The following is a 21,377-nucleotide window of genomic DNA, read 5'->3' as shown; positions in this document are numbered from 1 at the left end:
GAGTTCCCGCGCTCCTCGGCTCGACCCGGCCCGCCCCGAGCCGGCCGCCCGTACGCCGCCCGGCGGGGCGGCCCGGGCGGACGACAGGTCCCGTCCGCAGGACGCGCGTCCGCAAGACGACAGAAAGGACAGCATGCCCCGCTTCAGCATCATCGTCCCGTCCCACGGGGTCGCCGGACGGCTGTCCCAGGCGCTGGACTCGGTACTCGGCCAGTCCTTCGCCGATCTGCAGCTGATCCCGGTCTGCGACGGCCCCGGCGCCCCGGCCGCCGAGGTGGCCGCCGGCTTCGCGGCGCGGGACTGCCGGGTGACCCCGGTCGACTCGCCGCCGTCCGCCGGTCTGGGCGGGGCGCGCAACGCGGGGATCCGGGCGGCGACCGGCGCGTACGTGCTGTTCCTCGACGGTGACGACCTGCTGCTGCCGGGCGCGCTCGCGGCGCTGGACGCCCGGCTGGCCGAGACCGCCGGCGTGGACGTGCTCTACGTCGAGCATGAGCGCGCCCCCTGGTGGGAGGGCGAGCCGACGAACCCGGCGGCGCCGCTGTTGGCCCGCGCCCCCAAGGGCGCCTTCACCCCCGCCGACCTGCCGGAGCTGACCGGCGTGCAGTTCCCGGCGTGGAGCGCGGTGTACCGCCGCGCCTTCCTCACCGAGCACGAACTCGCCTTCCCTGACAGCCACTTCACCGACCTGGGCTGGGGCGGGCTGACCACGCTCGCGGCCGGGCGCATCGCGGTGCTGCGCCGGGTCGTCGTACGGCACCGGCTGCGGCGGCAGGGCAGCCGGCTCAATCTGCCGGGGCCGCACCAGCACCAGCTGCTCGACCAGGTGGACCTGGTGCTGACGCGGGCCGCCGAGCGGAAGCTGCCCGCCGAGCGGACGCGCGCGCTGTTCGAGCAGCTCTTCGGCCAGGTGCTGAAGACGGCGTCCCGGCCGGAGCGGCTCCCGTCCGGGCACCGGGCGTTCTTCCGCCGCGCCGCCCGGCTCTACCGGCGCCACCGGCCGGCCGGTTACCGGGCGCCGGGCGGCAGCCTGGGCGTGCAGCACCGGCTGCTGGCGACCGGCGCGTACAGCGCGTTCCGGGCGCTGCGCGGCGCCAACCGGGTGGCCGTGAACGCCGCCGAGGGGCTGCCCCGCCCGCGCGCGGTGCGCACCCGGCTGCGCTACGCCCGCGACCTGCGCCGCCCCCTCGACGAGAACCTGGCCGTGTACTGCGCCTACTGGGGCCGCGGCTACGCCTGCAACCCGGCCGCGATCCACGCCAAGGCCCGGGAACTCGCCCCGCACATCCGCTCGGTGTTCCTGGTGGAGGCCGGCCAGGAGCACGCGATGCCGAAGGACGTGGAGTACGCGGTGATCGGCTCGCGCCGCTACTGGGAGGTGCTGGCCCGCGCCAAGTACCTGATCAACAACGCCAACTTCGCCGAGGGGATCGTCAAGCGCCCCGGCAGTGTGCACCTGCAGACCCAGCACGGCACCCCGCTGAAGACCATGGGCGTGGACCAGTCGCCGTACCCGGTGGTGGCGGCGCAGTCGGGCAGCTACACCCGGCTGCTCGGCCGCGTCGACCGCTGGGACTTCAACCTCTCCGCCAACCGGCACTCCACGCAGATGTGGGAGCGCGCCTTCCCCGGTTCCTGGGAGGCGCTGGAGTACGGCTATCCGCGCAACGACGTCTACTACTCGGCGGGCGCCGAGGACGTGGCCCGGATCCGGCGGGAGCTGGGGGTGCCCGAGGGCGCGACGGCCGTGCTGTACGCGCCGACCCACCGCGACCACCACACCGGCTTCGAGCCCGGCCTCGACCTGGAGGCCTTCTGCGCGGCGGCCGGTGAGGACGTCGTCGTGCTGCTGCGCGCGCACTACTTCTACGACCGGGGGTCCGCGGCGAGTTCCGGCCGGATCATCGACGTCACCGCGCACCGCTCCTCGGAGGACGTGTGCCTGGCGGCGGACGCGCTGGTCACCGACTACTCCTCGATCATGTTCGACTACGCCAACCTGGACCGGCCGATCGTCGTGTACGCCGACGACTGGGACGTCTACCGGGAGACCCGGGGCGTCTACTTCGACCTGACGGCCGAGCCGCCCGGACCGGTCGCGCGCACACCTCAGGAGCTGGCCGCCGTCTTCCGCGACGGCTCGTACGCGGGCGCGGACGCGGCGGCGCTGCGGGCCGCGTTCCGGGAGCGGTTCTGCGAGTTCGACGACGGCCTGGCCGCCGAGCGGGTGGTACGGCGGGTGCTGCTCGGGGAGCCGCCCGAGGCCATCGCACCGGTGGTGCCGCTCGCGCAGCGCGTCCCCGCCCCCGCCGCCGCGACCCTCGTGAGGAGCTGACCCGCCGTGCCCCGCTTCAGTCTGATCGTGCCCTGTTTCAAGGTGCAGGCCTTTCTGCGCGAGTGCCTGGACTCGGTGCTGCTGCAGTCCTTCAACGACTTCGAGCTGATCGCCGTGGACGACCGCTCCCCGGACGGCTGCGGCGCCATCCTCGACGAGTACGCGGGACGCGACCCCCGGGTGAAGGTGCTGCACCTGCCGGAGAACGTGGGCCTCGGCCGCGCCCGCAACGCCGGGATGCCGCACGCCACCGGCGACTACCTGTTCTTCCTGGACAGCGACGACACCCTCACCCCGGGCGCGCTGCAGGCGATGGCCGACCGGCTCGAGGAGGCCGGGGACCCGGACGTGCTGGTCTTCGACTACGCCCGCACCTACTGGTGGGGCGGCACCCGGCGCAACGCCCTGGCCGAGGTGCTCGCCGAGGCCGGTCCGGGCACCTTCACCGCGGACGAGTTCCCGCGGATCCTGGACCTGCTGATGGTGGTGTGGAACAAGGTCTACCGGCGGGAGTTCGTCGAGGCGGAGGGCTTCGCGTTCCCGCCGGGCTACTACGAGGACACCCCCTGGACGTTCCCGGTCATGCTCAGCGCCCGGCAGATCGCCGCACTGGACCGGATCTGCGTGAACTACCGGCAGCGCCGGCAGGGCAACATCCTGTCCACCACCAGCCGCAAGCACTTCGACATCCACGACCAGTACGACCGGGTGTTCGCGTTCCTGGAGCAGCGCCCCCGACTGGCGCACTGGCGGCCGTACCTGCACCGCAAGATGGGCGAGCACTGCCTGGACATCCTGGCCAAGCCGGACCGGCTGCCGCCCGCCGACAAGGCCGAGTTCTTCCGGCGCACGGCGGAGAAGTTCCGCGCGTACAAGCCCGAGGGCGCCGTGACCGGCGGTGAGGTGGGCCTGCTGGAGGGCTCCTGGACGGCATACCGGATCAGGCGGCGGGCGGCGCGGGCCGGCGCGGAGGCGGCGCGGCTGGCCGGAATGGCCCGCGGTGCGGCGGCCGCGCGGGCCCGCTCCGGCTGGGCCGGCCTGCACGCGCGCCGCCCGCTGGACCCCGGCCTGGTCGTCTACTCGGCGTCCTCGCACCGGGGGATGCTCGGCGACCCGGCCGCCGTGTACGCGAAGGCGCGGGAGATCGCCCCGCGGTTGCGCGGGGTGTGGGTGGTGCGGGACGAGGAGACCGCCGCGGAACTGCCGTCCGGTGTGGAGCACGTGATCGTGGGCTCGCGGCGTTATCTGGAGGTCACCTCACGGGCGACGTTCTTCGTCAACGACGTCAACTGGCCGGGAACGCTGGTCAAGCGGCCCGGCAGCGTGTACATCCAGACCCACCAGGGCACCCCGCTGAAGTTCATGGGCGCCGATCTGCTGGACAAGCCGGGCGCGCGGCTCGGCTTCGACGTGCCGCAGATGCTGCGCCGGGCCGACCGCTGGGACTACAGCCTGGTCGCCAACCGCCACTCCGAACTGGTCTGGGAGCGGGCCTACCCCTGCCACTTCGCCTCGGTGCGCACGGGCAGCCCGCGCAACGACGTGCTGGTGAACGGGGGCGACAGCGACTTCCGGCGGCGGTACGGCATCCCGGAGACGGACACGGTGGTGCTGTACGCGCCGACCCGGCGGGACTACCGCCGTCTCGGGCACGCCGACCGGATCGACCTGGCCCGGTTCGCGGCCGATCTGGGCGAGGGGCACACGCTGGTGGTGCGGTTGCATCCGTCGCTGGCGGCGGGCCCCGCGCGCGGGCTGGGCCTCGCCGAGCTGTCCCGGCGCGGGATCGTCGTCGACGCGACCGACGAGCAGCACCCGGAGGAGGTCATGCTCGCGGCGGACGTGCTGGTCACCGACTACTCGGCCGTGATGTTCGACTACGCCAACCTGGACCGGCCGATCGTGGTCCACGCCGACGACTGGCCCGCGTACGCGGCGAGCCGGGGCGCCTACTTCGACATCACCGCCGAGCCGCCGGGCCATGTCTCGCGCTCCTACCGGGAGCTGGCCCGGCTGTTCGCCTCGGGGGCCTGGCGGGACGAGGAGTCGGCGCGGCTGCGGGCGGTGTTCCGGTCCCGGTTCTGCGAGTTCGACGACGGCCGGGCCGCCGAGCGGGTCGTACGGACGCTGCTGCTGGGCGAGCCGCTGACCGGGCCGGGCGCGGTCCGGGTCCCGGGGCAGCAGGCCGGCCGGGACGCGCTGGCCTCGGCCTAGGCCACGCGCGCGAGGGTGCCGGCCGGCGGCCGGCACCCTCGGAGGGCTTTGTGCGGGCCTACTCGATGACGAGGTCGACGTCGATGTTGCCGCGGGTGGCGTTGGAGTAGGGGCAGACCTGGTGGGCGGTCTCGACCAGCTTGCGGCCGGTCTCCTGGTCCACGGTGTCGGGCAGCTCGACGCGCAGCGTCACCTTCAGCCCGAAGCCCTCGCCCTGCTTGCCGATGCCGACCTCGGCGGTCACGGCCGCGTCGCTGACGTCGACCTTGGCCTGCCGGCCGACCAGGCCGAGGGCGCTGCCGAAGCAGGCGGCGTACCCGGCGGCGAAGAGCTGCTCGGGGTTGGTGCCCTCGCCGTTGCCGCCCAGCTCCACCGGCGGGGCCAGCTTGAGGTCGATCCTGCCGTCGGAGGAGACGGCACGGCCGTCCCGGCCGTGTGTGGCGGTGGCGACTGCGGTGTAGAGCGCGTCCATGGTGACCCGTCCTTCTCGGTGCGGTGTGTGCGGTGCGGGCTTGCGAGCACAAGTAGAGCACACAATTAAGTTGTGCACAACTAAATGGCCCGCCAGCGCTACCCTGGACGCATGACCGCCTCGCCCCCTTCCCCCGCCGACGCCGACTGGCTCCGCCTGGACCGCCAGATCTGCTTCTCCCTGCACGCCGCGTCCCGCGCCTTCAACGGCGTCTACCGCGTGATCCTCAAGGACCTCGGGCTCACCTACCCGCAGTACCTGGTGATGCTGGTCCTCTGGGAACAGGGCGACCTGCCCGTCAAGAAGCTCGGCGAGCAGCTGCGGCTCGACTCCGGCACGCTGTCCCCGCTGGTCAAGCGGCTGGAGGCGGCCGGCCTGGTGTTCCGGGAGCGCAGCGCGCGGGACGAACGCTCGGTCCAGGTGCGGCTCACCGAGGAGGGCGCGGCGCTGCGCGAGCGGGCCCTTCAGGTGCCGCGCCGCATCATGGGGGCGACCGGCTTCGACCTGGCGGAGATCACCGACCTGCGCGAACGCCTCGACCGCCTCACGACCGCCCTGGACGCGGCGGCCCTGACAGCGGAGAGCGAGGCCGGCTGACCGGTCCGGACAGGGGGTCGCGCACATACAGCCGTACGGTCAGGCCGCCCCGCCGGATCTCCTTCCGCCCGGTGAAGTCCCGTCGCAGCACGGCGAGTTCGGCCCGTGCGACGGGACTCGCCGGGCGCCGGCGCCCGGCGAGCAGGCCCGGGTACGCCACGACCCACACCCGGTCCAGCCGCGCCACCCTCCGCCGCACCTCACCCGGCCCGGCCTCGCGCCCGTACAGGGTCCCCGACCCGGCGGCCCCCTCCACCAGGGCCACGTCCCGCAGCCCGCGGAACGCCCCCGGATAGGCCAGCGCCGCATTCCGCGCGAGCGCCGGCACGAACAGCACCGCGTCGCCCGGCGCAGTCTGACGCGCCACCACCCGGGACACGGCGCCGAGGTCGTCGGGCCGCGTGCCGGGATCCCGGTCGGCCCGCAGCACCGGAAGCTGGTGCAGGAATCCGGCACCGACGGCGAGGACCCCGGCGAGCGCGGCGAGCCGCGGCGGCACCCGGCGACCACCGAGCGGGAGCCGCCCTACCGCCCCGGCCACCCGCTCCGCCCCCGCCACCACCAGCAACGGTGCCCCGCTCAACGCGTACAGCACATACCGGTCGACGAACAGCGGCGACACCTGCGAGGCCAGCATCAGCACCGCCGGCGGCACCACCGTCAACGGCAGGGCCACCCCCACAAGAGTGATCTCCCCCCGCCGTTTCACAAGCCCCGCCAGCCCGGCGCACACCAGCGCCAGGCACACCGCGCACACCGCCCCCGACGGCCCGAAGAACGCCCGCGCCAGCTCCTGCGCGCTGACCGCCGTGGGCCTCCGCAGCCATGCCACCTGCGCCGCCTGGCCACGGGACACCAGCACCAGCGGCACCAGCGTGACCACGACCCCGCCCGCCGCGCACCCCCACCCGCGCCACGCCCTCGCCTCCGCCCGGGCCAGCGCCAGCGACACCGCGTGGGCGCACAGCAGCAGCACCGCGAACTCGTGCAGCCAGCAGGTGAGCGCGAGGACGGCGCCGTACGCCGCCCAGGCCCGCGCGCGCGAACCCCCCTCGACGGCCCGGACGAACAGCAGCGTCGCCCCGGTCGCCCCGGCGGCCACCAGGGCGTACGAGCGGCCCTCCTGCGCGTAGTGCCCGGCCATCGGCGTGCCGGCGTACAGAAGACCGGCCCACAGCCCCGCGCGCGGCCGGAGGAGCCGCGCGCCGAGCGCCGCCACCAGCGCGGCCGTCACCGCCGCCGCGCACACCGAGGGCAGCCGCAGCACCACCTCGCCGGGGTGCACGGTCAGGACGGCGTGCGCGAGGAGGTAGTACAGGCCGTGCACGGCGTCCACGTCGTGCAGCAGCCGCCAGATCTGCGGCACCGTGCGCCGCCCGACCTGGAAACTGACGGCCTCGTCGCGCCACATTCCGTTCCGGTCCAGCCCCCGGAGCCCGACCGCGAGCATCACCAGCGCGGGCACGCCCACGGCGACCCGGCGGCGGCCCCTGCCCTCCTCGCCGCGCGGCACGCGCGCCGTGGCGCCGGGCGGCGCGACGGCCGCCGTCGCAGCCTCCGCGCGGGACCGCGGTTTCACAGGTAGCCCGACGTTCACCACAGCGCCTGCCCGATCTTGTGCGATGAGACAATGTTTTTACGCTTCTGACGGCGTATCAGCGGGGATATGCGATCCGTGCCGCTTAGGCTCCCGTGCGATGAACCGTCTCCGTGTCAACTCCGGTCGGGTCCTCTGCGTCACTCTCGCCTGGCTGGGCACCCGCGCCCTCATGCTGTGGCTGCTCACCCACGACACCGCTCGGCTGCTCGGCGGCGGCACGGTCTCCGGTGAGGCACGGCATCTGTACTCCGACTGGTCCGGCGTGCTCGCGCGCGGCTCGTTCCCGGTGCACGACACGCTGTGGCAGTACCCGCCGGGCGCCGGCGTGGTGCTGCTGGCGCCGCGCATGCTGCCGTGGCCGGCGTACTTCCCGGCGTTCGTGCTGCTCACCCTGGCCGCGGACGCGCTGGTCACGGCCGCGCTGACCCGCACGGGACGGCGTGCCGGGCGCAGCCTGCGCGGCGCGGCCCTGTGGACGTGCGGCCTGCCGCTGCTGCTGCAGCTCCCGCTCGCCCGGTACGACGTCCAGGCCACTGCCCTCGCCGTGCTCTCCCTGCTGGTGCTCGGGCGCTCCACGCGCGCGTGCGGTGTGCTCGGGGCGCTGGGCGCCCTGGTGAAGGCGTGGCCGGCGCTGGTGCTGCTCGGCACACCCCGGGGGGCCGCGACGCGCCGGGCGTGGGGGTGGGCGACAGCGGCCTCGGTCACCGCGTTCTGCGTCCTCGCCGTGCGGTTCGACCACCCCCTGTCCTTCCTGCGCGAGCAGGGCGGGCGGGGCGTGCAGATCGAGTCGCTGGGCGGTACGGCGCTGAACCTGGCGCGGCACGCCGGCTGGCCGGGCCGGGCGCGCTACCGGTACGGCGCCACCGAGCTGGTCGGCCCGCATGTGGCGGCCGTCGCAGCGGCCTGTCTGGCGCTGACCGTGGTCGCCTTCGGGCTGCTGGTGCTGTGGCGGGTGCGGGCACGGCGCTGGACCGAGGCGACGCCGTTCGACGCGGCGCTGAGCGCGGTGCTGCTGTTCACGGTCACCAGCCGGGTGATCAGCCCGCAGTACATGGTCTGGCTGCTCGGCCTCGCCGCGGTGTGCCTGACCTCGCGGCACACCAGCCAGCGGCCGGTCGCGGCGCTGGTCGTGGCGGCGACGGCGCTGAGCACCCTGGTGTTCCCGATGAACTACGGCGAGGTGATGGCGGGCACCTGGACCGGGTGTCTGCTGATGCTGGCCCGCAACGGGATCCTGGCCGTCGCGGCCGTGCTGTCGCTGGTCCGGTTGTGGCGCTCGGCCCAGCCGAGGCAAAAGAACGTGCCGGCAACGGAACCCCGGCCCGGTTCCGACCGTCTTCCGGAGCGAGCGCTAAGCCTCTCTTAACGGGGTATTACCGAACATTTCTACGCTCCCGGCCCGTGGACCCGATGCGATCAGACGCGAACGACACACCCGATACGGCAGACACCGCCGAGGCGGCGCGCACGGCGCAGGTCGCCGTCGTCGTCATCGGCTACAACGACCGTACCCATGTCGGCGAGGCCGTGCGTTCGGCGCTGGCGCAGGGGCCGGCGGTCGCCGAGGTCGTCGCCGTGGACGACTGCTCCACGGACGGCAGCGCCGAACTGCTCGACCGGCTGGCCGCCGGGGAGCCCCGGCTGCGGGTGGTGCGCCGGAGCGAGAACAGCGGTGGCTGCGGCAGCCCGCGCAACGCCGGGATCGCCGCGGTGACCGCACCGTACGTGATGTTCCTGGACAGCGACGACGTGCTGCCGCCCGGTGCGGTGGACGCGCTGCTGGCAGCGGCCACCGAGGCGCACGCCGAGGTCGCGAGCGGGCTGTGCGTGCGCCGGGAGCTGCCCTCGGGGCGTGAACAGCCCTGGCAGGCGCCCCTCTACACGGCGCGCACCGTCCTCGCGCGCCCGGCCCAGCGCCCGCGCCTGGTCCACGACACGCTGTGCGTCAACAAGCTGTATCGCACCGGCTTCCTCCGCGAGCACGGCATCCGCTTCCCCGAGGGCCGCTTCCTCTACGAGGACATCGTCTTCACCGCACGCGTGCTGGCCGCCGGCCCGCGCATCGCGCTCGTACCGGACCGTGTGTACGTGTGGCATGTGCGCCGCTCCGCGGAGCAGCTGTCGCTCTCGCTGAACCGGGAGCACATAGACAACTGGAAGGCGCGCGTGGAGGCGTGCGCGCTGGCGTACGACATCCTGCTGGGCGCCGGGCAGAAGGAGCTGGCCAGGGCGGCGCGGGCCAAGTTCCTCGATCACGAGGTGCGCATGTATGCGCGCGAGCTGGGGTTGCGCGACGCGGACTACCGGCGCGCGTGGTGGACGCACACCCGTGCGTACCTCGCGCGCTACGACGCCGCCGACTGGGAGCTGAACCCGAGCGCTCCGGGCCGGGTGCTGGCGCGGGTCGTCATGGAGTCGCCGGAGCCGCGCGACCTGCCCCGGCTGCGCGAGCTGGCCGCCCGCCCGGCGCGGCTGCTGCCGCCGTACGCCCGCACCCCCGACGGCGTCCCCGTCTGGTCCGCCGACCTTCCCCAGGTCACCCTCACGCCGTTGCTGACCCGCCCCGTCGCGGTCCTTCCGCTCACGGTCGACGCGGAACTGCGGCCACGCGCGCGTGCCTCGCTGCTGCGCCTGCGGCTGCACGAGCTGTACGGCAGGGTCGCCGAGGCCGGCCCGCGCGAGGTCGACGTGGCATGGGAGTCCCGGGACGACGGGCGAACCAGGGGGCGTACGGCGGTGCCGCTCACGCCCTCCGGCGCCCGCGGCGACACGCGCGCCGGTTCGGAATCCGGTGTGAACAGCGCCGCGGACAGCTGGACGGCCGAGCTGCCCGTCGACCTGGCCGCGCTCGGCGCCGGCACCTGGGACCTGCGGCTGACCCTGCGCTTCGCGGACGGCGCGCAGCGGGACGTCACCGCGCACGCGCTGACGGGCGCCGGGCGGCTGGTCCGGCGCGCCGTCCCGAGCGTCCGGCACGGCGTGCTCCTGGTGCAGCCGTACGCCACGCACTCCGGCGCGCTGGCGCTTCGCGTGGCCACCGGCGTGCGCGGGGTACTGCGGGTGGTGCGCGGCCGGCTGCGCCGCCTGCTTCACTGAGACGGCCCCCGGGCTCACCGGGACGCCCGCCGCTGCACCGGGTACGCCGAGTGCGCCGGCGGGACGCCCACTGCTTGACCGAGAGATGCCCGCTTCCGCTCCGCCGAGCGGTCGCACGGGCCGACTGACGAGGAGACGGCCGCAATGACCTGGCTGATCACCGGCGGTGCCGGATACATCGGGGCACACGTCGTACGGGCGATGACCGAGGCGGGCGAGCGCGCGGTGGTCTACGACGACCTGTCCACGGGCGACGCCCGGCGCGTGCCGGCGGAGGTCCCGCTGGTGCAGGGCTCCGTGCTCGACGCGGACCGGGTGGCCCGCACGCTCGCGGAGCACGAGATCACCGGGGTCGTGCACCTGGCGGCGAAGAAGCAGGTCGGCGAGTCGGTGGAGCGCCCGCTGGAGTACTACCGGCAGAACGTCGAGGGCCTGCGCACCCTCCTGGAGGCGGTGACGCGGGCGGAGGTCCCCTCCTTCGTCTTCTCCTCCTCGGCCGCCGTGTACGGCATGCCGGACGTCGACGTGGTGACGGAGGAGACCCCCTGCCGGCCCCTGTCCCCCTACGGCGAGACCAAGCTGGCCGGCGAGTGGCTGGTGCGCGCGACGGGCCGGGCCACCGGCCTGTCCACGGCGTCGCTGCGCTACTTCAACGTGGCGGGCACGGCCACCCCCGAACTCGCCGACACCGGCGTGTTCAACCTCGTCCCGATGGTCTTCGAGAAGCTCACCGAGGGCGCGGCGCCGCGGATCTTCGGCGACGACTACGCCACGCCGGACGGCACCTGCGTGCGCGACTACATCCACGTGGTCGACCTGGCCGAGGCCCATGTCACCGTCGCCCGCGCCCTGGCCTCCTCCCCCGGCGCCGACCTGACCCTCAACATCGGCCGCGGCGAGGGCGTCTCGGTCCGCGAGATGATCGACCGCATCAACGCGATCACCGGCTACGCCCGCCCGCCGGCCGTCGCCCCGCGCCGCCCCGGCGACCCGGCACGCGTGGTCGCCTCGGCGGCCCGCATCGCCACGGAACTGGGCTGGCAGGCCAAGTACGACGTCGAGGACATGATCACCTCGGCCTGGACCGGCTGGGTACACCACCACCCGGAGGCGGCACGGTCCTAGGCCCTGTCGTCAAACTCCCGCCGTTCGCCGAGGGGCGGGCCTCGCGGCGTCAGGTGCGCGCTCTGGGGTCCCTCCGGCCGAAGGCGTACTGGGCCCCGGTCCCGGTGCGGCGAGTGGGGCCCCTCCCACGCCTTCGAGGCAGTGGGGGAGCGTGCATGACGTCGCGGGGCAGGCCGGAGTCTGACGGCAGGGCCCAGGCTGCCGCGGTGGGCTTCACCGGGCTCATCGACCGCGCGGTCGGCGCCGTGCTCGGTTCCGCCGTGGGGGACGCGCTCGGAGCGCCGTTCGAGTTCGGCCCCGAGGGCGCCTTCTCCGCCCGCTTCCCCCGCCCCGGACACGGCGGCGAGATGTGCGGGGGCGGCGGCTGGGACCCGGGCGAGGCGACGGACGACACGCAGCTGGCGGTCCTGACCGCCGAGTCCCTGCTGGAACGGGGCGGCCTGGACCTGCCGGACGTCTTCGGCCGCTTCCGGCGCTGGGCGGCCGCCGACCCGAAGGACATCGGCCTGCAGACGGAGGCCGTGCTGACCGGCGGCGAGCCCTGGGACACGGCCGCCGCGCTGCACTTCCGGGTCAACGGGCGGGCGGTGGGAAACGGCGCGCTGATGCGGGCGGCGCCGTCCGCGGCGTACTTCGCCCGGGACGGCCGCGCCGCCACCATGAACGCCGCCCGCCGCCTCTCCGCGCTCACCCACGGCGACCCCGCGGCAGGGGAGGGCACGGCGGTGCTGCACGAGCTGATCCGGACCGCCCTGACCGGCGCCGACCCGCTCACCGCCGTACCGGCCGCCCTGACCGCGCTGCACCCCGGCCACCGGCCGCGCTACGAGGTGGTCCTGTCCGCCGGCTGGCACCCCGACCGGGCGACGGAGTTCAACGGCGCCGTGTGGCCCTGCCTGGGCTCGGCGGCGTGGGCGCTGAGGACCACGGCGTCGTACGAGGAGGCGGTCCGCGCGGCGATCGACCTGGGCGGGGACACGGACACCGTGGCGGCCGTCACCGGCGCGCCGGCCGGAGCGGTGTACGGGGCCGCCGCGATACCACCGCGCTGGCTGGACCCCCTGCATGTGCCCCTGCCGGGCTTCGACGGGCGGACACTGCGCGCGCGGGACCTGACCGGCCTGGCGGAACGGCTGGTTTCGCGTGGCCGGGACCGGGGCGCGTTCGTCACAGCGCCTTGAGCGCCCCCGCCGTCGCGCGGGCCAGGTTCGCCAGGTAGCCCTTGGGGAGTTTCGGGGTGCGGATCACCACCGCGCGCCAGTACAGGGGGCCGGAGATCAGGTCGAGGGCGAGGTCGGGGTCGACGCCCGCGCGGACCTCGCCCCGCTCCTCCGCCGCCGCCACGATCTTGCTGGCGACGCCCTCCTGGCCGTCCCGCAGGGCCTTCTGGAAGGCGTCGGCGATGTCGGGGTTGCGGGCCGCCTCCGCCTGGAGGTCGGGGATGATCTGCGAGGCGACCGGATGGCGCAGGGCGCGCGAGGTGACCTCGTACAGCAGGCGCAGGTCGCCCTCCAGGGAGCCCGTGTCGGGCACCGGCAGGCCCAGCACCGCCATCGCCGAGACGACGTCCAGCACGAGATGCAGCTTGGAACGCCAGCGCCGGTACACCGCGGTCTTGCCGACGCCGGCCCGCCGCGCGATGCCCTCGATGGACATGCGGGCGTAGCCCACGGCCGCGAGCTCTTCGAAGACCGCCGCCCGGATGGCCTCGGTCACGTCCTCCCGGAGTACGGCGGCTCCGGCGGGCGTCCGGCGGCGCGGCCGTGTCGAGGTCTCGTCGGCGTTTGTCGTCATGGCCCCAGCATAGGCCGTTACGACGAAACGGTTGCGTTCCGACGTCGATTGGTTCTACGCTCGCGTTGCGACGATACGGTCCCGTCCCGACGTAAGAGAACGTGAAGAGAAGCGTAAGGAAACGTCGGATCGCATGACCGGGCGTCCCGGCTGCCGGCCGGGCCGCGGCATCCCCTCCCCCCGAGCGAAAGCAGCGGATGTGAGCCAGGTCCTCGACACACCGCCCCCCACCCAGGCCCCGGCCGAAGACGATCTCGCGGCGCTCGCCGCCCGGCACGGCCTGTCGGTCAGCGGCGCCCGCCCGACCCTGCCGGAGTACGTCCGCCAGCTGTGGGCCCGGCGGCACTTCATCACCGCCTTCGCCACCGCCAAGCTCACCGCGCAGTACAGCGAGGCCAAGCTCGGCCAGGTCTGGCAGGTCATGACCCCGCTGCTGAACGCGGCGGTCTACTACTTCATCTTCGGCGTGCTGCTCGGCACCAAGAAGGGCGTCCCGGACTACATCCCCTTCCTGGTCACCGGCGTGTTCGTGTGGACGTTCACGCAGAGCTCGATCCAGGTGGGCACCCGGGCGATCTCCGGCAACCTCGGCCTGGTGCGCGCCCTGCACTTCCCGCGCGCCGCCCTGCCGATCTCCTTCTGCATCCAGCAGCTCCAGCAACTGCTGTTCTCGATGGCCGCGCTGGTCGTCATCCTGCTGGGCTTCGGCCTGCCGGTCACCCCCGGCTGGCTGCTGGTGATCCCCACGCTGCTCCTGCAGTTCCTGTTCAACGCGGGCATGGCGATGATCATGGCGCGGATGGGCGCCAAGACCCCCGACATCGCCCAGCTGATGCCGTTCGTGCTGCGCACCTGGATGTACGTGTCCGGCGTGATGTGGAGCATCAGCAAGCTCACCAAGAAGGACCACCTGCCGCACATCGTCACGGTCCTGCTGGAGAGCAACCCGGCCGCGGTCTACATCGACCTCATGCGCTACGCGCTGATCAAGAGCTTCCACGCCAAGCAGCTCCCCCCGCACGTGTGGGCGACCGCCACCGGCTGGGCCCTGCTCGCCGGCGTCGGAGGCTTCATCTACTTCTGGAAGGCTGAGGAGAAGTACGGCCGTGGCTGAGCAGACCCCCACCGAGAAGATCCCCACCGTCATCTGCGACGGCGTCGACATCGTCTACCGCGTCAACGGCACCGGCGCGGGCCGCGGCTCCGCCACCGCCGCCCTCAACCGCATCCTGCGCCGCAAGCAGACCGAGAAGGCGGCCGGCGTGCGCCGGGTGCACGCCGTGAAGAACGTGTCCTTCATCGCCTACAAGGGCGAGGCGGTCGGCCTGATCGGCACCAACGGCTCCGGCAAGTCGACGCTGCTGAAGGCCGTCGCCGGGCTGCTCCCCGTGGAGAACGGCCACATCTACACCAACGGCCAGCCCTCGCTGCTCGGCGTCAACGCCGCCCTGATGAACGACCTCACGGGTGAACGCAACGTCTACCTGGGCGGCCTCGCCATGGGCATGTCCCGAGAGCAGGTCAAGGAGCGCTACCAGGACATCGTCGACTTCTCCGGGATCAACGAGAAGGGCGACTTCATCACCCTGCCGATGCGCACGTACTCCTCCGGCATGGCCGCCCGGCTGCGGTTCTCCATCGCCGCCGCCAAGGACCACGACGTCCTGCTCATCGATGAGGCCCTGGCCACCGGCGACCGCCGGTTCCAGATGCGCTCGGAGGAGCGCATCCGCGAACTGCGCGAGCGCGCGGGCACGGTCTTCCTGGTCAGCCACAACAACAAGTCGATCCGCGACACCTGCGAGCGGGTCCTGTGGCTGGAGCGCGGCGAACTGCGCATGGACGGCCCGACCGAGGAGGTCATGAAGGAGTACGAGGCCTTCACCGGCGACAAGAGCGACAAGAAGCCCGGCGGCAACGGTAAGAAGGCGGCGTAAAAGCATCCGGAGAGGAAACCCCGGACTACGGAACCGCCTCTTCCTTCCGGGCGTCTCTTACTCCACGTGCGGTTATCCCTTTCATCCGCTTAGTGACAGTATGTTATGAAGGGTGTCCACGCCGACGAGCCGAAGGAGTCCACTGCGATGCCCCAACTCAGCGTCATCGTCTACGGACCGAACGCACAGGGGCATCTGACCGAGCTGCTGGACTCACTGGAGTCCCGGCCGCTGCCCGATGCCGAGGTCGTCGTCGCCGCGGTCGGCGACTGGGCACTGGAGACGGCCGAGGCCCACGCCCCCGAGACCGTGGTCGTCCCGCTGCCGGAGGGCACGTCGGACGCGGCGGCCCGGGCCGCGGGCGCCGCCCGCGCCACCGGCCGCTGGCTGCACTTCGTGCACGCCAAGGACGGCCTGCCGGCCGGCGCCCCCCGGCAGATCGCCGAGCGCACCGCCGAACTGGACGCCGCCGGCGCCGAGGACGCCGACGTCCTCCTCTTCGACCACGTCGCCACCACCTGGCAGACCGCCGGCACCCCCTCCCGCGACGGCCGTCTCCTCGCCGCCGTCGGCCGCGAGAGCCGCCCCCTGGACGAGGCCGCCGACCTGCTGCGCCTCAGGCCGATCCTCGGCAACCGCGCCCTGCGCGCCGCCTTCTGGCGGGCCCACGAGAAGCAGCTCGGCACCGACGACGAAGCGCAGGCCGCCCACGCCGCCCTGCTGCACGCCGGCCGCGTCGCCTGCCTGAACCAGATGGCGTACGACAGCCGTGAACTGCGCCCCGAGAGCCTGCCGCCGCTCGCCCCCGAGGACCACTTCGCGCTGATCGAGCGCTACGAGTCGCTCCTCGCGCTCGCCAAGGACCGCCGCGCCGCCCGCGCGGTGCTCTACGACCTGATGATGCGCGACCTCGTCCGCACCTTCGCCGGCGAGAACCTGCCCGACGCGGTGGCCCGCGAGTTCTTCCGCCGCGCCTCCCTCGCCGCGGTCCGCTGGCGCCCCGAGAACCACGAGCGCCCGGCCGGCGTGGAAGGCGTACGGCACGCCCTGCTGGAGGAGGGCGCGTACACCAAGTACCGCGCGTTCCAGGCCGCCAACCGCACCCGCCGCGCCGCCAAGAAGGCCGTACGGACCCGCAAGAGGCAGGCCGGCGCCAAGCTCCGCGACCAGCAGTACCGGCGCGCCCTGAGCCGCCCCCTCGACGAGAACCTGGCCGTGTTCGCCGCCTACTGGGACCGCGGGGTGGCCTGCAACCCGGCCGCGATCGCCGCCAAGCTCACCGAACTCGCCCCGCACATCCACCAGGTGTGGACGGTGTCGAAGGAGAACACCGCCCTGCTGCCGCCCGGCACCGACTTCGTGGTCCCCGGCACCCGCCGCTACTGGGAGACCCTGGCCACCGCCAAGTACCTGACGAACAACGTCAACTTCCCCAACGCGGTGGTCAAACGCCCCGGGGCGATCCACCTCCAGACCCACCACGGCACCCCGCTCAAGCGCATGGGCCTGGACCAGATGGAACACCCGGCCGCCGCCAAGGGCCTGGACTTCGCCGCCCTGCTGGCCCGCATCGACAAGTGGGACTACAGCGTCAGCGCCAACAGCCACACCACCCGCATGTGGGAGCGCGCCTACCCGGCCCGCTACACCTCCCTCGACTACGGCTATCCGCGCAACGACGTCTTCTACACGAGCGGCGCCGAGGAGGTCCGCGCCGCGCGCCGGCGCCTCGGCATCCCGCCGGGCAGGACGGCCGTCCTGTACGCCCCGACCCACCGCGACTACGAGGCCGGCTTCACCCCGCGCCTGGACCTCGCGGCCCTCGCCGACCGGCTCGGCGAGGACACCGTGCTGCTGGTGCGCGCCCACTACTTCTACGGCGGCGCCGCCTCCCCGCTGACCGGCCTGCGCCGCTCCGGCCGGATCATCGACGTCTCCTCCTACGACCCCGTCGAGGAGCTGTGCCTGGCCGCCGACGCGCTGGTCACGGACTACTCCTCGATCATGTTCGACTACGCCAACCTCGACCGCCCGATCGTGATCTACGCCGACGACTGGGAGACCTACCGCACCACCCGCGGCGTCTACTTCGACCTCATGACCGACCACCCCGGCCAGGTCGCCCGCACCCAGGAGGAGCTGACGGAGATCTTCGCCTCCGGCGCCTGGCGCGACGAGACCGCGGCCAAGGCGCGGGCCGCCTTCCGGCGCCGGTTCTGCGAGTACGACGACGGCCGCGCCGCCGAGCGGGTCGTACGACGGGTGTTCCTGGGCGAACCGGAGGAGTCGCTGCCACCGGTGGTCCCGCTCGAGGAACGCGCCCCCGCCCCGACCCCCGAGGAGGCCTCGGCATGACGACCCCCGACGTGACGGTGACGGTCATCGTCTACAACGACGCCGCCCGCCTGCCCCGGGCCGTCGCCTCGCTGCGCGCGCAGACGCACGCGAACATCGAGATCATCATCAGCGACGACCACTCCACGGACGACACGCCCGCCGTGGCGCGCCGGCTGGAGTCGGAGGACCCCCGCATCCGCTACCTCCGCCTGCCGGAGAACAGCGGCGGCTGCAGCGCCCCGCGCAACCGGGCCGTCGACATCGCCCGCGCCCCGTATCTGATGTTCCTCGACAGCGACGACGAACTCCCGCCCCGCGCGGTCGAGTTGCTGCTCGCCGCGCACCGCGAGCGCGAGGTCGACTTCACCATGGGCGCGGTACGCCGGGTCCGCGTGGACAACGGCCGCCGTACGACGTGGATGCCGCACCTGGTCGCCGAGCGCCGCACCGTGGAGGGCATCGAGGCGGACCCCCGCCTGCTCTTCGAGCACCTCTCCACCAGCAAGATGTACGCCCGCTCCTTCCTGGACCGCCACCAGCTGCGCTTCCCGGAGGGCATCCACTACGAGGACCAGCTGTTCTCGGCGCAGGCCTACTGCCTGGCGAAGGCGTTCACGATCATCCCGGACCCGGTGTACGTCTGGTACATCGACCCGTTCGCGGCGGCCGCCTCGGCGTCCATCTCCAACCAGCGGCACAAGGTCGCCAACGTCCGCGACCGCGTCCACGTCCAGCGCCTGATCGACGACTTCCTGGCCGAGAGCGGGCACGCGGGGCTGCGGGAGGACAAGGACTACAAGTTCCTCAAGCACGACTTCCGGATGTACGCGGGCGACCTGCCCTACCGGGACGAGGAGTGGCTCCAGGCCTTCGCGGACATCATGAACCCGTACCTGGAGACGCTGTCCGACGGCGCGTACACCCGGCTGCCCCGCCAGGAACGGGTCGTCCTGGAACTGCTGCGGCAGGGCCGGCTCGAGGAGACCAGGCTCGCGGCCCGCGGACTCGGACACGAGGTCGCTCCGCGCCAGGTCACCTCCGACGCGTCCGGCGTCCCGTACTGGGGCGACGGCGTGCCCTCGGCCGACCGCGCCCGCCGCGAACTGGCCGTGTCCGACCTCGAACTGGACACACGCCCTTTCCCGAGTGCGCTGTTCCGGCACGAGATCACGGAGCTGACGCCGGGGCCGGGGGCGTCCCTCACCCTGGCCATCCGCACCTACGACCCAGGCCTGCGCCTCCCGGTCGGCCCGCAGCGCGCCGGCCTGGTCCTCTCCCCCGGCAACCGCCGGATGACGGTCCCCTTCCGGCTCGACCCGGTTAGCCCCGGCGTCTTCGAGGGCACCGTCCGCCTGGACCTGACCGAGGCCCCGCTGCCCCTCCAGGGCTTCGCGGGCGTACGGCATCCCCTCGTCCGGCTCCAGCAGCAGGGCCTGTCCAACTCCGGTCTGCTGCTGGCTCCGCTGACCTTCCCGGTCCTGACGGCCCGCATCGAGTACCGCTCCGGCGCGGCCCCGCACGAGCTGACCATCGAACCCGAGGGCCGCAACCCCGGCCGCCTGCAGCTCCGCTGGCGCCCGGTGGGAGTCACCGCCCACGTGATCCGCCCGGTCGTCCAGAAGATCGCCCGCCCCCGCGTCCGCAAGGCAGCGAAGCTGTTGTCGAGCGTGCTGAGGTAAAAGCTCCGGGGCGCCCCCTGCGGGGGACGCCCCGGCTGCCGGCAGTCGTGCCTCCCCCAGTGCCTTGAGGGCCTGGGGCCCCAGGCGGCACGGGTGGGCCCAGCGACAGCTCAGCGCACCACTCGGTACAGGATCTGTGCGGCCGGGCCGGCCTTCACCTCGCGAAGTCCCGGCCCCGCCAGGCTCTTCGGTCCCACGACCCACTTCACGTCGTACGCCCGCAGAATCCGGGCCCGCTCGGCCGAAGCCGTCCCCGCGGCGAAGTAGCGGGCGACCGCGTCCGCCCGCCGCGCGGCATCCTTCAGGAACACATCGGGATACCCCGGCGCCACCGTGTACGGCCCGTACGCCGGAATCTGCCGCGCCGGGAACTCCTTGGCCATCACCACGTCCCCGTACTTCACCCAGGGCGTGATCCAGTGGTATCCCACCCACGGCGTCCGGTACTTCGCGGCGACGGCGGACGGCAGCGCCCCGCGCCCCGTCACATAGCCGAGCGTGCCGGCCTGCGTCCACGCCCCGACGAGCAGCGCGGCGCCCAGCAGACACGCCCAGCCCGCACGCACGGCCCGCCGGCCGGCCGACACGGCCTCCAGCGCGGCGGCGAGCTGCGCCGGAATCAGCGCGGCGGGCAGGGCACGCCCCCAGGAGTAGTGGCCGCTCAGCCCGCCCGCGGCGAACACCAGCACACCCAGCACGAAGAACAGCGCCAGCGGGTCCCGGCGGTCGCGCCTGACGCGCAGCACCAGGGCCGCCACCCCGAGCAGCACCAGGCCGAAGCGCGCGGCCAGATGCTCGTACAGCGGCTTGTGGATGGCCTCCAGGTCCGCCCCGGCGGAGAAGAGGGAGAAGAAGTCGTAGTACGGCCACAGCCACAGCAGGAGCAGGCCCAGGGCGAGCGCGGCGGACAGTCGCAGCAGCACCGGGCGGGGCGGGCGCGCCGCGATCACCATCGCCAGCGCGCCGAGCGAGGCCACGACTCCGGTGAACTGGTGGCACAGCAGGATCAGCGCCCACAGCACGCCGAGCCACAGCCACCGCCCCCACGGCGCCTCCTCGCGTGCCGCCCGCGTCAGCCAGGCCCAGAAGTGGAAGCTGAGGCCGAGCGCGAACACGCTGGGGTACGACACCGTCAGCGCGAGGGAGTTCAGGCCCAGGAAGCCGGACCAGTTGAACAGCAGCGTGCCCCACAGGAAGAGCAGGCAGAGCAGAGCCAGGGCGGGGGCCGCGCGGTGCGCGGAGAGGGTGCGGACGTACCGCCACACACCGGTGACCAGCAGGCTCAGGCCGGCCAGCGCGGCCAGCCGCAGCACCACGAACACCGACAGGCCGGTCAGCTTGGCGACCGCGCCCAGGACCAGCATCCACGGCGAGTAGTAGGGGCTCGGCGTGTCGGCGTCGACCAGCGGGTTGCCGGGGTGGGTCAGGTGGTGGCTCAGGCGCTGGACGGTGGCCGCGTGCATGCCGAGGTCGCCCGCCCAGGGCAGGCGGACGATCACCAGAAGCAGCAGGACCACGACGAGCGCGGCGGCCGCCTGCGGCAGCGTACGGCCGGCGCGCGCCACGGCCGTCGGCGGTTCGGTGCGGCTCACCGGTTCGGTCTCAGACGGTGCGGTGTGCATCCTGCCGGAACACCCAGGTGCGGTAGACGAGAAAACGGAACGCGGAGGCGAGCACGATCGACAGTGCCTTCACCCCGTTGGATTCGAGCATGCCGTGCAGGCCGAGGCCGTGGTAACCGACCCAGAACAGGCCGATTTCCATCACGACACCGAGGCCGCTGAAGACGAAGAACAGGACGATCTGGCCGCGGGTGCGCGAGGCCCGGTCGCGATAGGCGAAATAGCGGAAGCCGAGGTAATTGGTCGCCATCGCGATACAGCTGGCCAGGACGGTGGCGGTCATCGCCTGCCAACCCAGGCCGTGCAGCAGCAGGTTGAAGATCAGGAAATTGACGAGGACACCGCTGCCGCCGACGATCCCGAATTTCACGACCTCCAGCACGACCCGCGTGGCGGGCCGCCGGGCCGGAGCCGGTGCGGGAGGTGCTGCCGGGCGTGTCTCGGTGAGTTGAACAGTCACAGCCAAGACCCTATCCGAAACCGGCCGATGAGCAGGAAACGGTAAATTCACCGGTCTTTTTTGACTAATCCTCGGCAAGAAAAGGAACGCCCCGGGCCGATGCGACGTC

General features: G+C 73.2%; 16 protein-coding genes. 11 read left to right on the top strand and 5 right to left on the bottom strand.

What is annotated here, in order from left to right:
• Positions 1 to 133: 133 nt before the first annotated feature.
• Positions 134 to 2,335, top strand: a complete 2,202-nt coding sequence (locus tag ACGFZN_RS37030) for a CDP-glycerol glycerophosphotransferase family protein (RefSeq protein WP_393862869.1) — start codon at positions 134 to 136, stop codon at positions 2,333 to 2,335.
• A 6-nt stretch (positions 2,336 to 2,341) separates the two neighbouring features.
• On the top strand, positions 2,342 to 4,549 hold the full coding sequence (locus tag ACGFZN_RS37025; RefSeq protein WP_393862868.1) for a CDP-glycerol glycerophosphotransferase family protein: 2,208 nt from the start codon (positions 2,342 to 2,344) through the stop codon (positions 4,547 to 4,549).
• Between the two features lie 58 nt (positions 4,550 to 4,607).
• Here ACGFZN_RS37025 and ACGFZN_RS37020 read toward each other — a convergent pair whose 3' ends face one another.
• Positions 4,608 to 5,021 carry an organic hydroperoxide resistance protein gene (locus ACGFZN_RS37020; protein ID WP_351207029.1) on the bottom strand — a complete coding sequence of 138 codons (414 nt, stop codon included), beginning with the start codon at positions 5,019 to 5,021 and terminating at the stop codon, positions 4,608 to 4,610.
• Positions 5,022 to 5,105: 84 nt separating this feature from the next.
• On the opposite strand from ACGFZN_RS37020, the gene ACGFZN_RS37015 reads away from it, so the two are divergent.
• Positions 5,106 to 5,618: a MarR family winged helix-turn-helix transcriptional regulator gene (locus tag ACGFZN_RS37015; protein WP_393862867.1), complete on the top strand. Its 513-nt coding sequence runs from the start codon at positions 5,106 to 5,108 to the stop codon at positions 5,616 to 5,618.
• Here ACGFZN_RS37015 and ACGFZN_RS37010 read toward each other — a convergent pair.
• Positions 5,566 to 7,197 carry a glycosyltransferase family 39 protein gene (locus tag ACGFZN_RS37010; protein ID WP_393862866.1) on the bottom strand — a complete coding sequence of 544 codons (1,632 nt, stop codon included), beginning with the start codon at positions 7,195 to 7,197 and terminating at the stop codon, positions 5,566 to 5,568. The genes ACGFZN_RS37015 and ACGFZN_RS37010 overlap by 53 nt on opposite strands.
• Positions 7,198 to 7,315: 118 nt before the next feature.
• On the opposite strand from ACGFZN_RS37010, the gene ACGFZN_RS37005 reads away from it, so the two are divergent.
• From ACGFZN_RS37005 to ACGFZN_RS36990, 4 genes are all read left to right on the top strand, one after another.
• Positions 7,316 to 8,584: a glycosyltransferase family 87 protein gene (locus tag ACGFZN_RS37005; protein WP_393862865.1), complete on the top strand. Its 1,269-nt coding sequence runs from the start codon at positions 7,316 to 7,318 to the stop codon at positions 8,582 to 8,584.
• A gap of 44 nt (positions 8,585 to 8,628) precedes the next feature.
• Entirely contained in the window at positions 8,629 to 10,314 is a 1,686-nt protein-coding gene (locus ACGFZN_RS37000) for a glycosyltransferase family 2 protein (protein WP_393862864.1), read from the top strand.
• 144 nt (positions 10,315 to 10,458) lie between these two features.
• The gene (gene galE, locus ACGFZN_RS36995) at positions 10,459 to 11,439 is read left to right on the top strand and encodes a UDP-glucose 4-epimerase GalE (protein WP_393862863.1); all 981 of its coding nucleotides are present in this window, start codon (positions 10,459 to 10,461) and stop codon (positions 11,437 to 11,439) included.
• 206 nt (positions 11,440 to 11,645) lie between these two features.
• Positions 11,646 to 12,620, top strand: coding sequence for an ADP-ribosylglycohydrolase family protein (locus ACGFZN_RS36990; RefSeq protein ID WP_393862862.1), 975 nt, complete (start codon positions 11,646 to 11,648; stop codon positions 12,618 to 12,620).
• Here the strand turns inward: ACGFZN_RS36990 and ACGFZN_RS36985 are convergent.
• Positions 12,607 to 13,233 (bottom strand): TetR/AcrR family transcriptional regulator, encoded by a 627-nt coding sequence (locus tag ACGFZN_RS36985; RefSeq protein WP_393862861.1) that lies wholly within the window; start codon positions 13,231 to 13,233, stop codon positions 12,607 to 12,609. The genes ACGFZN_RS36990 and ACGFZN_RS36985 overlap by 14 nt on opposite strands.
• A gap of 199 nt (positions 13,234 to 13,432) precedes the next feature.
• Here ACGFZN_RS36985 and ACGFZN_RS36980 point away from each other — a divergent pair, with 199 nt between their 5' ends.
• The 4 genes from ACGFZN_RS36980 to ACGFZN_RS36965 all read left to right on the top strand — a co-directional run bounded on the left by ACGFZN_RS36980 (position 13,433) and on the right by ACGFZN_RS36965 (position 19,186).
• Complete coding sequence (locus ACGFZN_RS36980; protein ID WP_393862860.1) at positions 13,433 to 14,347, top strand: ABC transporter permease; 915 nt, start codon at positions 13,433 to 13,435, stop codon at positions 14,345 to 14,347.
• Positions 14,340 to 15,170, top strand: a complete 831-nt coding sequence (locus tag ACGFZN_RS36975; protein ID WP_393862859.1) for an ABC transporter ATP-binding protein — start codon at positions 14,340 to 14,342, stop codon at positions 15,168 to 15,170. The genes ACGFZN_RS36980 and ACGFZN_RS36975 overlap by 8 nt, the downstream gene beginning before the upstream one ends.
• 147 nt (positions 15,171 to 15,317) lie before the next feature.
• On the top strand, positions 15,318 to 17,525 hold the full coding sequence (locus ACGFZN_RS36970) for a CDP-glycerol glycerophosphotransferase family protein (RefSeq protein ID WP_393862858.1): 2,208 nt from the start codon (positions 15,318 to 15,320) through the stop codon (positions 17,523 to 17,525).
• Entirely contained in the window at positions 17,522 to 19,186 is a 1,665-nt protein-coding gene (locus ACGFZN_RS36965; RefSeq protein ID WP_393862857.1) for a glycosyltransferase family 2 protein, read from the top strand. The genes ACGFZN_RS36970 and ACGFZN_RS36965 overlap by 4 nt, the downstream gene beginning before the upstream one ends.
• Before the next feature lie 110 nt (positions 19,187 to 19,296).
• Here the strand turns inward: ACGFZN_RS36965 and ACGFZN_RS36960 are convergent, their stop codons facing one another.
• Complete coding sequence (locus ACGFZN_RS36960; protein ID WP_393862856.1) at positions 19,297 to 20,808, bottom strand: hypothetical protein; 1,512 nt, start codon at positions 20,806 to 20,808, stop codon at positions 19,297 to 19,299.
• Positions 20,789 to 21,268, bottom strand: coding sequence for a GtrA family protein (locus ACGFZN_RS36955; protein ID WP_393862855.1), 480 nt, complete (start codon positions 21,266 to 21,268; stop codon positions 20,789 to 20,791). Before ACGFZN_RS36955 ends, ACGFZN_RS36960 begins: the two co-directional genes overlap by 20 nt.
• Positions 21,269 to 21,377 lie beyond the last annotated feature (109 nt).

Origin of the sequence: Streptomyces sp. NPDC048192 (assembly GCF_043202415.1) — a bacterium.
Lineage (GTDB): Bacteria > Actinomycetota > Actinomycetes > Streptomycetales > Streptomycetaceae > Streptomyces.
Note: the sequence above shows the minus strand (reverse complement) of the source record. Positions and strands in the feature narration are given on the sequence as shown.

Bases quoted from the DNA above. Each gene is read 5' to 3' on its own strand.
- ACGFZN_RS37000 (WP_393862864.1), top strand. From the start codon at position 8,629: ATGCGATCAGACGCGAACGACACACCCGATACGGCAGACACCGCCGAG.
- ACGFZN_RS37030 (WP_393862869.1), top strand. From the start codon at position 134: ATGCCCCGCTTCAGCATCATCGTCCCGTCCCACGGGGTCGCCGGACGG.
- ACGFZN_RS37005 (WP_393862865.1), top strand. From the start codon at position 7,316: ATGAACCGTCTCCGTGTCAACTCCGGTCGGGTCCTCTGCGTCACTCTC.
- ACGFZN_RS37015 (WP_393862867.1), top strand. From the start codon at position 5,106: ATGGCCCGCCAGCGCTACCCTGGACGCATGACCGCCTCGCCCCCTTCC.
- ACGFZN_RS37020 (WP_351207029.1), bottom strand. From the start codon at position 5,021: ATGGACGCGCTCTACACCGCAGTCGCCACCGCCACACACGGCCGGGAC.
- ACGFZN_RS36970 (WP_393862858.1), top strand. From the start codon at position 15,318: ATGCCCCAACTCAGCGTCATCGTCTACGGACCGAACGCACAGGGGCAT.
- galE (WP_393862863.1), top strand. From the start codon at position 10,459: ATGACCTGGCTGATCACCGGCGGTGCCGGATACATCGGGGCACACGTC.
- ACGFZN_RS36960 (WP_393862856.1), bottom strand. From the start codon at position 20,808: ATGCACACCGCACCGTCTGAGACCGAACCGGTGAGCCGCACCGAACCG.
- ACGFZN_RS36985 (WP_393862861.1), bottom strand. From the start codon at position 13,233: ATGACGACAAACGCCGACGAGACCTCGACACGGCCGCGCCGCCGGACG.
- ACGFZN_RS36965 (WP_393862857.1), top strand. From the start codon at position 17,522: ATGACGACCCCCGACGTGACGGTGACGGTCATCGTCTACAACGACGCC.